At 63.8% G+C, this 12,145-nt stretch carries 10 protein-coding genes; 2 read left to right on the forward strand and 8 right to left on the reverse strand.

What is annotated here, in order from left to right; all coding sequences use genetic code 11:
- Positions 1–223: 223 nt before the first annotated feature.
- Complete coding sequence (oxlT, locus tag BRPE64_RS23195; protein ID WP_044042898.1) at positions 224–1,576, reverse strand: oxalate/formate MFS antiporter; 1,353 nt, start codon at positions 1,574–1,576, stop codon at positions 224–226.
- Positions 1,577–2,020: 444 nt separating this feature from the next.
- Here oxlT and BRPE64_RS23200 point away from each other — a divergent pair, with 444 nt between their 5' ends.
- The gene (locus BRPE64_RS23200; protein WP_044042899.1) at positions 2,021–2,455 is read left to right on the forward strand and encodes a hypothetical protein; all 435 of its coding nucleotides are present in this window, start codon (positions 2,021–2,023) and stop codon (positions 2,453–2,455) included.
- A 33-nt stretch (positions 2,456–2,488) separates the two neighbouring features.
- Here BRPE64_RS23200 and BRPE64_RS23205 read toward each other — a convergent pair whose 3' ends face one another.
- The gene (locus tag BRPE64_RS23205) at positions 2,489–3,067 is read right to left on the reverse strand and encodes a cation transporter (RefSeq protein ID WP_016347332.1); all 579 of its coding nucleotides are present in this window, start codon (positions 3,065–3,067) and stop codon (positions 2,489–2,491) included.
- A 147-nt stretch (positions 3,068–3,214) separates the two neighbouring features.
- Here BRPE64_RS23205 and BRPE64_RS32435 point away from each other — a divergent pair, with 147 nt between their 5' ends.
- Positions 3,215–3,664, forward strand: coding sequence for a MerR family transcriptional regulator (locus BRPE64_RS32435; protein ID WP_084675806.1), 450 nt, complete (start codon positions 3,215–3,217; stop codon positions 3,662–3,664).
- Here BRPE64_RS32435 and kdpE read toward each other — a convergent pair.
- From kdpE to kdpF, 6 genes are all read right to left on the reverse strand, one after another.
- The gene (kdpE, locus tag BRPE64_RS23215; protein WP_016347334.1) at positions 3,621–4,316 is read right to left on the reverse strand and encodes a two-component system response regulator KdpE; all 696 of its coding nucleotides are present in this window, start codon (positions 4,314–4,316) and stop codon (positions 3,621–3,623) included. The genes BRPE64_RS32435 and kdpE overlap by 44 nt on opposite strands.
- Positions 4,313–7,117 (reverse strand): sensor histidine kinase, encoded by a 2,805-nt coding sequence (locus tag BRPE64_RS23220; RefSeq protein WP_016347335.1) that lies wholly within the window; start codon positions 7,115–7,117, stop codon positions 4,313–4,315. Before BRPE64_RS23220 ends, kdpE begins: the two co-directional genes overlap by 4 nt.
- A 33-nt stretch (positions 7,118–7,150) precedes the next feature.
- Positions 7,151–7,726 carry a potassium-transporting ATPase subunit KdpC gene (gene kdpC / locus BRPE64_RS23225; protein WP_044042900.1) on the reverse strand — a complete coding sequence of 192 codons (576 nt, stop codon included), beginning with the start codon at positions 7,724–7,726 and terminating at the stop codon, positions 7,151–7,153.
- Between the two features lie 43 nt (positions 7,727–7,769).
- Positions 7,770–9,827, reverse strand: a complete 2,058-nt coding sequence (gene kdpB / locus BRPE64_RS23230; RefSeq protein ID WP_044043109.1) for a potassium-transporting ATPase subunit KdpB — start codon at positions 9,825–9,827, stop codon at positions 7,770–7,772.
- A gap of 86 nt (positions 9,828–9,913) precedes the next feature.
- Positions 9,914–11,722, reverse strand: a complete 1,809-nt coding sequence (gene kdpA / locus BRPE64_RS23235) for a potassium-transporting ATPase subunit KdpA (RefSeq protein ID WP_016347338.1) — start codon at positions 11,720–11,722, stop codon at positions 9,914–9,916.
- On the reverse strand, positions 11,719–11,814 hold the full coding sequence (gene kdpF / locus BRPE64_RS23240) for a K(+)-transporting ATPase subunit F (RefSeq protein ID WP_044042901.1): 96 nt from the start codon (positions 11,812–11,814) through the stop codon (positions 11,719–11,721). The genes kdpA and kdpF overlap by 4 nt, the downstream gene beginning before the upstream one ends.
- Positions 11,815–12,145 lie beyond the last annotated feature (331 nt).

Consider the following 12,145-nt stretch of genomic DNA (forward strand, 5'->3'; position numbering starts at 1 on the left):
CTAGATATCAGATACTGGATTTGTCAAAGCCTATTTTTGATTTTTTGCGACGGAAATTTGAATCGGATATGGCAGCGGTATGAGCCGCGTCGCGCCGGTCGATTCAGGCTTTGAAAACGTCTCCCCCGTCATGACACAGAGGCCGCGGACATTCGTCACGCGGCCTTTTTGTGCCTTCTGCGCCTTATGTACCTCTGGCGTCCCTGCGCGAGATCATCGATCCTCAGCGCGCCGACGACTTGCTCGGCGCATCCGTCCAGTCCGACTGGAAAGCCATGCCGATGCCCGGCGGCGACGCCGTCTCCGCGATCGTGTTCTCGATCCAGCGGCGGCGCATCGGAGCGAGGACGAACTTGGCGCACACGCCCGCCGCTATCGACGTGATCGCGGTCGCAATGAACACGGTGTTCCACGAGCCGAGCGACGCGAGCACCGAGGCGATCGGCACGAGCATCGACGCCGTGCCCTTCGCCGTGTAGAGCGTGCCTGCGTTGGCGGCGGCGTATTTACTGCCGAAGGTATCGGCGCAGGTGGCCGGGAAAATCGAGAAGATCTCGCCCCAGCAGAGGAAGGTCAGCGCCGCGAACAGCATGAACATGTAAGGACTCTGGCCAAACTGCATCAGCCCGAGCAGCGCGACCCCTTCGCCCAGAAAGATGATGAACATGGTGTTCTCGCGGCCGATCTTGTCGGAGATAAAGCCGCATAGCGGACGCGTGAAGCCGTTGCACAGGTTGTCGATGGAAAGCGTCATCGCGAGCAGCGGCAGCGTGACGCCGAGGATATTCACCGGCATGCTGGCAAAGCCGTATTCCTTGGCGATCGGCCCGAACTGCGCGGTCGCAATCACACCGCCCGCCGCGACGCACACGAACATCAGATACAGCACCCAGAAAATGGGCGCGCGCACCATCTGTCCGGTCGTGTAGTCGATTTTCGTCGAGACGATGCGCTTCGCCGGCACGATGCCCTTCGGCGGATTCGGCCGCACGAGCATCAGCGCGAGCAGGAAGATGCACACGCCCTGAAAGATGCCGAAGAACATGAACGCGTGCTCGTAGCCGGAACGCTGGATCATGTTCGAGATCGGAATGACCGTGACAGCCGCGCCCGCGCCGAAGCCCGCCGCGGTCAAACCCGCCGCGAGACCGCGCTTGTCCGGAAACCACTTGAGCGCCGTACCGACGCAGGTGCCGTACACGCAACCGGCGCCGATACCCGCGACCACGGCGGCGATATACAGATGCATGAGCGTGGTGGCATGTGCATCGATGACCCAGCCAATCGCCGCGCAAATTGCGCCGCCCATCACCACCGGGCGCGGTCCGAACTTGTCGACGAGCCAGCCTTCGACGGGCACGAGCCACGTCTCAGTGACGATGAAGATGGTGAACGCAGTTTGAATCGCCGCCTGCCCCCAATGGTGTTTCGCATCCATCGGCATCACGAACAAGGTCCATGCGTACTGAAAGTTGGCGACGAGCCCCATACACACGATGCCGATCGCCAGCTGCATCCATCTGTTTTGCCGACGCCCGTACGACTGCCCGGACCCAACCGTGTCTGCGATTGCCATGTCTGTCTCCGTTATGTTTCATAGCGCTCGTGCGGCGCCTGATGTGCTGCAAAAAAAACCGGTGCGGTGCGCCGGTCGCGAGACGGTTATCCGGGGAGTGCCTGATCTGTCGCAGCCGTTTTTAGTCACCGGTCGCATTGGACGATCGAACCATCATCCCCAACGATTTAAAAAGAATTCGGATGCGCGCCGCAGCGCGTGCGTCTGTGCCGGTCGGCCTTCCAGACCTGAGGACGAACGGAGAACGCAAGTGCATCCTGCGCGAGAACATCGATAAGGAAAAATTAGAAAAAATTTAGATATCGATTCATGATCGTTAATGGATAAGGTTTTAGCGCCCGATAGTTTTGTTACACCTCTTACCGCCGCCCAAGCCGGCCGTTACGGAAAGCTTTCAGACGTGCGGTTATACTCAGCGCCGTCTCAAAAACAAACGTCCGAACAATGTCAAAACAAATCATTCAGCTTGTTGCTGTCGCAGCACTTTCGGCTGCAGCGTCGATGCCGGTCATGGCCGGCGACATGAACAACGCGCTCGGCGGCGCACTCGGCGGCGTGGCCGGAGCGGCACTCGGCGGCGCGGTCGGCGGAAGCACGGGCGCGGTGCTCGGCGGGGCGGTGGGCGGCGGCGCAGGCGGCGCGGTCACGTCGAACCGTCGCGAGCGCACGGGCGCGATCGTCGGCGGCGCGCTGGGCGGCGGCGCGGGCACGGCGGCAGGCAATGCAATGGGCGGCAGCGGCGGCGGCCTGATCGGCGCGGCGCTGGGCGGCGGCGCGGGCGCGGCGCTGGGTGGCAATGTTTCGCGCTCGAACTCGTACTCCGACGACTACAGCCGCGGACATCACGGCAAGCACCACAAGCATCATCGGCACGATTGAGCGGTGACGGAAAGCGGGCGCGGTTGAGGGACCTTACCGCGAAGTGACCTCTCGTCCCGACGGATGCTCGCGCAGTTCGGCATTGGCCTGCCGGAAGATTTGGAACGCGGATGTCAACGCAAGCGTCGCCATGACTGTCGCGACCGCCAGATCCGGCCAGGCGGAACCCGTCCCGAATACACCCAGCGCGGCCAGCAGAACCGCCATGTTGCCGAGCACGTCATTGCGGGTGCACAACCAGACGCTGCGCATGTTGCTGTCGCCGTCGCGATATCGATACAGCAGCGCCGCCACCGCCCCGTTCGCGAGCAGCGCGCAGGTTCCGACGATCCCCATGGTCGGCACGCTGGGCACGCGATCGATGAAAAAGTGCCACGCCGCCCAGCCCAGTATTCCGACGCCGAACGCGAACATCGTCACGGCCTTCAGCCGGGCGGCACGCGCGCGGGCGCTCAGGCTCAAGCCCAGAACAAACAGGCTGATGCCGTAATTGGCTGCGTCGCCGAGGAAGTCGAGCGAATCCGCCAGCAGCGACACGGAGCCGCCGCGAAATCCCGACGACACTTCGACGCCGAACATCGCGACATTGATCAGCAACGCGATCCAGAGCAATCGCCGATAGCCCTCACGTGGCTGAGGCGGCTAAGGCGGCTGGTTCGGCTGATCGTCGCAAGGATGACAGCAATGACCCGGCACGGCGGCCTCCGATAACAGTCGAAAAGGCTATCCTGAAGCCTGTAGCCACTACAGGGTCAAGCCATGACCGCAATGTATTCCATCGGCATGCTGAGCCGGTTTTCGGGCGTCAATATCGAAACGATCCGCTATTACGAAAAGATCGATCTGCTACGCGCGCCCGGCCGCGCGAGCAACGGATATCGGCAATACGACAGCGCGTCGCTTCAGCGTCTTGCCTTTATCCGGCGGGGCCGTGAGCTTGGTTTCAGTATCGATGAGATGCGCGAACTGCTTTCGCTCGCCGACCATCCCGAACGCCCCTGCGCCGACGCCGACGGCATGACCCGCGCCCACCTCGACGACATCGACGGGAAAATTCGAGACCTTCAGCGAATGCGGCGCGCACTCCGGCAGGTTGCCGATTGCCGTGGCCGGACGGCGGAGCATTGCGAACTTCTACAGGCGCTCGCGATGCCGGATGCGTCTTCTACCTCACGCCCATCAGCCGATACCCCACGGCCGTTTCGGTGATGATGTGTTCGGGCTGAGCAGGATCCTTTTCAAGTTTCTGGCGCAGATGCCCCATATAGACACGCAGATAATGCGCGTTGTCCACTTGCGCCGGCCCCCACACGTCGCGCAGCAACTGCCGATGCGTCAGCACCCTGCCCGCATGCCGCATGAGAACCGAAAGCAGCCGATACTCGGTCGGCGTGAGGCGCACCGGCTGACCGGCGCGTGTCACTTCGCGTCTTGCCAGATCGACGACGATCTCCCCGAACGACACCGCCGGCGCTTCCTCGAGAGCGCGCGTCGTGCGGCGCAACTGCGCGCGAACGCGCGCCAGCAGTTCGGAGACGCCGAAAGGCTTGGTGAGATAGTCGTCCGCGCCGGCATCGAGCGCGCTGACCTTCATCGCTTCGCTGCTGCGCGCGGACAGCACGATGACCGGCACCTGCGTCCATCCCCGTAATTCGCGGATCACGTCGATGCCGTCCGTATCCGGCAGGCCGAGATCGAGCACGACGAGATCGGGCTGCCTCGTGGCGATCTCACGCAGTCCGGCGCGGCCGGTGTCCGCCTCGACGACCTCCACGTCGTTCGACTGCAACGTCGAGCGAACGAAACGCCGGATCTGCGGATCATCCTCGACGATCAGCACCGTATGCCGCATGTCGATCATGACTTCGACTCGCCCGCTTTGTCCGACCGGCGCGCGCTGGCTTCATCCAGTGCGGCTTCTTCGTCGGGCGACATTTCGACGGCAGGCGGCGTGCCTTCAGCCGGCAGCGTGAACCAGAAGCTCGCTCCCGCGACGCTGCCGTTTTCCAGACGATTCTCGGCGCCGATCTCGCCGCCATGCGCCTCGACGATGGCGCGGCATATCGCGAGACCCAGCCCGACGCCGGACTGCGCCGACTCCTTCTCGCCGCGCGTGAATTTCTCGAAGAGCCGCTTCTGCATGCCGGCCTGAATGCCCGGACCGCGATCGTCGACACGGACGCGGACGAAGCGCTTCCCGTCCTCCTGCTCCAGCCGCGCGGAGATATCGATGTCCGTGCCCTCCGGCGTATATTTCGCGGCGTTTTCCAGCAGATTGGCGAACAGACGGTCCATCAGGACGGCATCGAGTTGCAGCAAAGGCAAATCCGCGGGAATGCGCGTTTGCACGCGGCGGCCCATAAGCGTGCGCCTGAGTCCGTTGAGCGCGGCGCCCACGGTTTCCTCCAGCATCGACCATTGTCGATTGAGGCGGATCGCGCCCGCCTGCAGCCGCGCCATGTCGAGCAGATTCGTCACCAGCCCGCTCATGCGCAGCGCTTCGTCGTGGATCGCGTGCACGAGTTCCTGCGAGCGCGCCGTGCGTTCCTCGCCGGCCTTGACTTGCTCGTCCAGCAGCGACGCGAAGCCGACAATCGATGTCAGCGGCGTGCGCAGATCGTGCGAGATGGCCGAGAGCAGCGAGTTGCGCATGCGCTCCGATTCCATGTTGACGAGCGCGTCCTGCGCGATTTCCACGTAATGCACGCGCTCCAGCGCCAGCGCGATTTGCGCCGCGAAGGTTTCGATCATGCGCCGCTGCTCGGGAACGGCGAGATCGGCGGTTCGCTGCGCCGCGAAGGCGAGCACGCCGCGTGTGCGCATCGGCGCCTTGAGCGGCAGATAGAGCGCCTGCGCCGCGGGCAGCGTGTCGGTGCTGCGTCCCGCCGGCTTTTGCTGGTCGTAGACCCATTGCGCGATATCGAGGTCGAGTTCGGTTCGGCCGAGCGTCGTTTCCGGACTGGCTTCCGCGACCTTCTGCTGCACCTTCTCGCCGCTGTCCGGCAACAGAATGGCGGCCTTCGCCTGAAACACTTCGGCGATATGACGCGTGCCGATTTCGATGATCTGCTCGGTCATCAGCGCGGCCGCGAGTTCCTTGGTCATCGCGTACATGGCGCCCGTGCGGCGCTCGCGTTGCGACGCGATCCGCGCTTCGCGGCGCAGGCTGGAAGTCAGATGACTGATCGTGAGCGACGTGAGCAGCATGACCGCGAAGGTCAGCAGATACTGCGTGTCGCCAACCGAAAACGACATCACCGGCGCGACGAAAAAATAGTCGAACGCGGCGACCGACAGAAACGACAACATGACGCCCGGCCCACGCCCGAGCCGCACGGCGGCGAAGATCACGCCGAGCAGATAGAGCATCACGAGGTTCGTCACGGCGAAGCGTTGCGCGGCAAGCGCGCTTGCAACGAGCGTGATTCCCGCGCCAATGGCGAGCGCATACGCGTAAGCGCGCGGCGGCGAGTGCATGCCGTCCCGCAGCGCGCCGAATGTGAGCGTCGAATGTGGTTGCGTGTCGCGCGTGCCGGTCGATACGAGCGTCACGTCGATATCCGCCGCCTGACGGATGATGCGCTCGCTCACCGGCCGGTCGAAGTAACGCTGCCATCCCTGCGCGGCGGAGGCGCTCGCCACCAGCTTCGATACGTTGCGCATGCGCGCATAGTCGATGAGCGTCGCGGCGGCGTCCGCGCCGTCCAGCGTGACGGTTTCCGCGCCGAGTTCGGAGGCGAGCTTGAGCGCGTCGAGCGTGCGGCGGCGTTGATCGTCGGAGAGACGTTGAAGCTTCGGCGTCTCGACATAGACCGCAAGCCAGTCGGCCTTCAGCGCCGCCGCCAGCCGCGCCGCCGCGCGTACCAGCGCCGCGCTCTCCGGACCTGGCCCGACGCACGCGATGAGACGCTCGCGCGCCCGCCAGATGCGCTCGATCGACTGATCGGCGCGATATTCGCGCATCTGCGCATCGACACGGTCGGCGGTGCGGCGCAGCGCCAGTTCGCGCAGCGCGATGAGATTGCCCTTGCGGAAGAAATTGCGCACCGCGTTCTCGGCCTGTGTCGGCAGATACACCTTGCCGTCGCGCAGACGGTCGAGCAGTTCCTCGGGCGGAAGATCGACGAGCGTGACTTCATCGGCGAGATCGAAGACGCGGTCCGGCACCGTCTCCCACACGCGAATGCCCGTGATGCGCCCGACGATATCGTTGAGACTTTCCAGATGCTGCACGTTGACGGTCGTGTACACGTCGATGCCCGCGTCGAGCAGTTCCTGCACGTCCTGCCAGCGCTTCAAGTGACGCGAGCCCTGCACGTTCGAATGCGCGAGTTCATCGACGAGCACGAGCTGCGGCTTGCGCGCGAGCGCCGCATCCAGATCGAACTCCGCGAGCAGCCGCCCGCGATAGTCGATGCGCGCCGCCGGCAGCGTGTCCAGACCGTCGAGCAGCGCGAGTGTCTCCTTGCGGCCATGCGTTTCGACCACGCCGACGACCACATCCACGCCTTCTTCCTGCCGACGGCGCGCGGCCTGCAACATCGCGAACGTCTTGCCGACACCCGCCGACGCGCCGAAAAACACCTTCAGCCGGCCGCGCTGAAGCTTCTCCTCTTCGCGCTGAAGTTTGTCGAGCAGTTCGTCGGGGTTGGGGCGGGTCATCGTTGTTGCTCGTGGTAGTCCATGCTTCTATATTTAGCCCTTGGCCGCATCCAGCGCGAGGTTGAGCCTCAGCACATTGACGCGCGGTTCGCCGAGCACGCCGAACTGGCGTCCCATGGTCGCCTGCCCGACGAGCGCCTGCACCTGCTCAACCGTCATGCCGCGCGCCTTCGCGACGCGCGCGACCTGATACGCGGCCGCCGCCGGGCTGATCTCGGGATCGAGCCCGCTGCCCGATGATGTCACGAGATCGACGGGAATCGCCATCTGATTGGCCGGGTCGGCTGCATGCAGCGCGTCGATGCGCCCCTTCACTTCATCCGCAAGCGCGGGGTTCGTCGGCCCGAGATTCGAGCCGCTGGAACTGCCCGCGTTGTACGGATTCGGCGTCGTGGCCGAGAGACGGCCCCAGAAATACTGGGGCGCGTCGAACTGCTGGCCGATGATGTCCGAGCCGATCACCTTCCCGTTGCGTTCGGTCAAACTGCCATTGGCCTGATGATGAAACGCCGCCTGACCGATGGCGGTCACGACCGCGGGATAGATCAGGCCGGTCACCACCGTCAGCGCGACGAACAGCACGAGTGCCGGGCGAAGAACGTTTTTCATGATGTCATTTTTCCTTTGATTCGATCTCTCTGCAAACGGCGGATCAACTCCAGCCGAGCGCGGTGATGACCATATCGATGAGCTTGATGAACGGGAACGGCAACAGGAGGCCGCCCAGGCCGTAGATCAGCAGATTACGTCGCAGCAGCGACGCGGCGCCCAGCGCGCGATACTTCACGCCCTTCAACGCGAGCGGAATCAGAAACACGATGATCAGCGCGTTGAAAATCACCGCCGACAAAATGGCCGACGACGGCGACGCGAGATGCATCACGTCCAGCACGCGAAGCTGCGGATAGGTCGTCGCGAACGCAGCCGGGATGATCGCGAAATACTTGGCGACGTCGTTGGCGATGGAAAACGTCGTCAGCGAGCCGCGCGTCATCAGCATCTGCTTGCCGATCTCGACAATCTCGATCAGCTTGGTCGGATTCGAATCCAGATCGACCATGTTGCCCGCTTCCTTCGCGGCCTGCGTGCCGGTGTTCATCGCCACGGCGACGTCGGCCTGCGCGAGCGCGGGTGCGTCGTTGGTGCCGTCGCCGGTCATCGCGACCAGACGCCCTTCCGACTGATGCGAGCGGATCGTCGCGAGCTTCGCCTCGGGTGTCGCTTCGGCGAGGAAATCGTCGACGCCCGCTTCCGCCGCAATCGCCGCCGCGGTCAGGCGGTTGTCGCCGGTGACCATCACCGTTTTGATGCCCATCTTGCGCAACTCGGCGAAGCGTTCCTTGATGCCGCCCTTCACGATGTCCTTCAACTCGATCACGCCCAGCGCGCGCGTCGTCCCATGGCTTGTTTCCGCGACGACGAGCGGCGTGCTGCCCCGGCGCGCGACGTCATCGACTGCGGTCTGCACTTCCTGCGGAAAGCGACCGCCGCGTTCTTCGATATAGCGCTTCAGTGCATCCGCCGAGCCCTTGCGAATTTCGCGCCCCGGCAGATCCACGCCGCTCATGCGCGTCTGCGCGCTGAACGCGAGGAAGGTCGCGTGCAGCGAGGCCATGTCGCGCTCTCGGATATTGAAGCGCTGCTTGGCCAGCACGACGATGCTGCGGCCTTCCGGCGTTTCATCGGCGAGCGAGGCGAGTTGCGCGGCGTCGGCGAGATCGCGCTCCTGCACGCCGGGCGCCGCGGTGAATGCCGACGCCTGACGATTGCCGAGCGTGATGGTGCCGGTCTTGTCGAGCAAGAGAACGTCGACGTCGCCGGCTGCTTCGACCGCGCGGCCCGATGTCGCGATCACGTTCGCCTGCATCATGCGGCTCATGCCCGCCACACCGATGGCGGACAGAAGCCCGCCGATAGTCGTCGGAATCAGGCACACGAGCAGCGCGACGAGCGCGGTGATCGTCACGACGTGGCCCTGCTTCGCCGCTTCGACGGAGAACATCGAGAACGGCAGCAGCGTGGCGGTCGCGAACAGCAGCACGAGCGTGAGCGCGACGAGCAGGATCGTGAGCGCGATCTCGTTGGGCGTCTTCTGACGCTTCGCGCCTTCGACCATCGCGATCATGCGGTCGAGAAACGCCTCGCCCGGATTGACCGAGACGCGCACCACGATCCAGTCCGAGAGCACGCGCGTGCCGCCCGTCACCGACGAAAAATCGCCGCCCGACTCGCGGATCACCGGCGCGGATTCGCCCGTGATCGCCGATTCGTCGACGGATGCCACGCCTTCGATCACTTCGCCGTCGGCGGGAATCACGTCGCCTGTTTCGACCAGCACGACGTCGCCCTTCACGAGATCGGTCGATGTCGTGATGCGGATCGGCGACTTCGGATGCGGCTCGTTGAGCTTCTTCGCCATCACGTTGTGCTTGGCTTGGCGCAACGACGCGGCCTGCGCCTTCGAGCGCCCTTCGGCGAGCGCTTCCGCGAAGTTCGCGAAGAGCACGGTGAACCACAGCCACAGCGCGATTGCGAGGATGAAGCCCGCAGGCGCTTCCGCTTGACCGGCGAGCGCCGCGATCCACAGCACCGTCGTCAAAATACTGCCGACGTATACGCAGAACATGACGGGATTGCGCAACTGCGTGCGCGGCGCGAGCTTCCTGAACGAATCGACGATTGCGGGTTTGAGCAGCGTCGGATCGAACATCGAACGCGCCGCCGTGCGCGCCTGCCCCAGATTCTCGGGACGGTGCATCGGTGTTTGATTGGGTTGATTCATGCTGTCCTCGAAAATCAATGACCCGTGACCATCGTGATGTGCTCGACGATCGGGCCCAGCGCAAGCGCCGGGATATACGTGAGCGCGCCGACCAGAACCAGCGTGCCGAGCAGGAGCACCACGAAGAGCGGGCCGTGCGTGGGCAAGGTCCCGGCGGTCACGGCAAGACGCTTCTTGGCCGCGAGCGATCCCGCGATGGCGAGGATCGGAATGAGCGAGCCGAAGCGCCCGAACCACATCGCGATGGCGAGCATCACGTTGTAGAACGGCGTATTTACCGAGAGTCCGCCGAACGCGCTGCCGTTGTTGTTGGCGGCCGAGCTGAACGCGTAAAGCACTTCGGAGAAGCCATGCGCGCCGGGATTCGCAATGCCTGCGGTGCCGGATGCCGTCAGCACGGCGATGGACGTGCCCGCGAGCACGAGCAGCGGCGTGAGCAAAATCACGATGGACACCATCTTCATCTCGAACGACTCGATCTTCTTGCCGACGTATTCGGGCGTGCGGCCGATCATCAGACCTGCGACGAACACCGCGAGCAACGCGAACGCGAGTATGCCGTACAGACCCGAGCCGACACCGCCGAAGATCACCTCGCCCAATTGAATGAGCAGCATCGGCACGAGGCCGCCGAGCGGCGTCAGCGAATCGTGCGTATTGGCGACCGCGCCACACGAAGCGGCCGTCGTCGCGACCGTGAAGATGCCCGATTGCGCGATGCCGAAGCGCGTTTCCTTGCCTTCCATGTTGCCGCCGGCTTGCAGTGCGGACGCGCTAGCATCGACCTTGAGCGACGCATACAGCGGATTGCCCGCCTGCTCCGATGCGATCTCGCCCCAGCACGCGACGGCGAACGCAATGGTCATCGCGGCGAGCACCGCATAACCCTGCCGCTTGTCGCCGACCGTGCGCCCGAACACCACGCACAGCGCCGCCGGAATGATCAGCATGGCGAGCGTCTGCATGAAGTTGGAGAACGGCGTCGGGTTCTCGAACGGATGCGCGGAATTGGCGTTGAAGAAGCCGCCGCCGTTGGTGCCGAGCATCTTGATCGCTTCCTGAGAGGCGACCGGGCCCATCGGCAGCGTCTGCTTGTCGGCCTTGACGTCCTGCATCACCGGATTGCCCTTCGCGTCCTTCACGGCGTTGCCCTGCGCGTCCGTCTTCGGCGCTTGATAGGTCGTGACCTGGAGCGTCGAGACGTCTTCGTAGGCCTTGAAGTTCTGGATCGCGCCCTGACTCACGAATACCAGCGCGAAGATCACCGCGAGCGGCGCGAGAATATAGAGCGTCGTGCGCGTGAGATCGACCCAGAAATTGCCGATGGTCTGCGCCGTGTGACGTTTGAAGCCGCGAATCAGCGCGATCACGACCGCGATGCCGGTGGCCGCCGAAACGAAGTTCTGCACGGTGAGACCCAGCATCTGCGCGAGATAGCCGAGCGTGCTCTCGCCGCCGTAGTCCTGCCAGTTCGTGTTGGTGACGAAACTGATGGCGGTGTTGAACGCGGCATCGGGCGTCATGCCGGCCATGCCTTGCGGATTGGCCGGCAGCATGCCTTGCAGCCGCAGGATCGCGTAGAGCACGAGTGCACCGAGCACGTTGAACAGCATCACGGCGAGGGCGTAATGCTTCCACGACATCTCGGCTTCGGGATCGACGCCGGCTAAGCGGTACAACAGGTTTTCGAGCGGACGCCCGATCCTGCGCACGACCACGGACGAGCCGTCGAGCACGCTCGCGATATAGCGCCCGAGCGGAATCGCGAGCGCAATGAGAACGACGATGAAGAGCGCCGTCTGCATCAACGTATTGGCGTTCATTCGAGATCCTCCGCACGCAGCAGCGCATACACGAGGTAGACGAACAGCAGCAGCGTGGATGCCGCCGCCAGCCACACCATCCAGGCGCTCATGGACGGCCTCCCGTCGCGCGGCGGCTCAGCTTTTCGCAGCCGCTCGTGAGCGCCATGCAGAGTCCCCAAAAGAGGACGATGCCGGCGAGATAAATGAAGTCCATTGTGAAGTTCTCCCCTTATGCGGTTCAGGACAGGCTGGAGAGTACGAAAACGGACGTAAAGGACTTAACAAGAGGTCGAAGGAAGATATAAAGAATGTGTAAACGGGGCGGTTTGGGTGCGCCAGTATTCATCAGTGTTTTTACGGCTTCACATCCGAACGATAGGATCATCACAAAAATCGCGATAATTGTTCCGATCCTCCCGAATTTCACAACCGATATGGGGT

It is taken from the genome of Caballeronia insecticola, assembly GCF_000402035.1.
Classification (GTDB): Bacteria; Pseudomonadota; Gammaproteobacteria; order Burkholderiales; family Burkholderiaceae; genus Caballeronia; species Caballeronia insecticola.

Bases quoted from the DNA above. Each gene is read 5' to 3' on its own strand.
- kdpA (WP_016347338.1), bottom strand. From the start codon at position 11,722: ATGAACGCCAATACGTTGATGCAGACGGCGCTCTTCATCGTCGTTCTC.
- kdpC (WP_044042900.1), bottom strand. From the start codon at position 7,726: ATGAAAAACGTTCTTCGCCCGGCACTCGTGCTGTTCGTCGCGCTGACG.
- BRPE64_RS23220 (WP_016347335.1), bottom strand. From the start codon at position 7,117: ATGACCCGCCCCAACCCCGACGAACTGCTCGACAAACTTCAGCGCGAA.
- BRPE64_RS23200 (WP_044042899.1), top strand. From the start codon at position 2,021: ATGTCAAAACAAATCATTCAGCTTGTTGCTGTCGCAGCACTTTCGGCT.
- kdpE (WP_016347334.1), bottom strand. From the start codon at position 4,316: ATGATCGACATGCGGCATACGGTGCTGATCGTCGAGGATGATCCGCAG.
- kdpB (WP_044043109.1), bottom strand. From the start codon at position 9,827: ATGTTCGATCCGACGCTGCTCAAACCCGCAATCGTCGATTCGTTCAGG.
- BRPE64_RS32435 (WP_084675806.1), top strand. From the start codon at position 3,215: ATGACCGCAATGTATTCCATCGGCATGCTGAGCCGGTTTTCGGGCGTC.
- kdpF (WP_044042901.1), bottom strand. From the start codon at position 11,814: ATGAGCGCCTGGATGGTGTGGCTGGCGGCGGCATCCACGCTGCTGCTG.
- oxlT (WP_044042898.1), bottom strand. From the start codon at position 1,576: ATGGCAATCGCAGACACGGTTGGGTCCGGGCAGTCGTACGGGCGTCGG.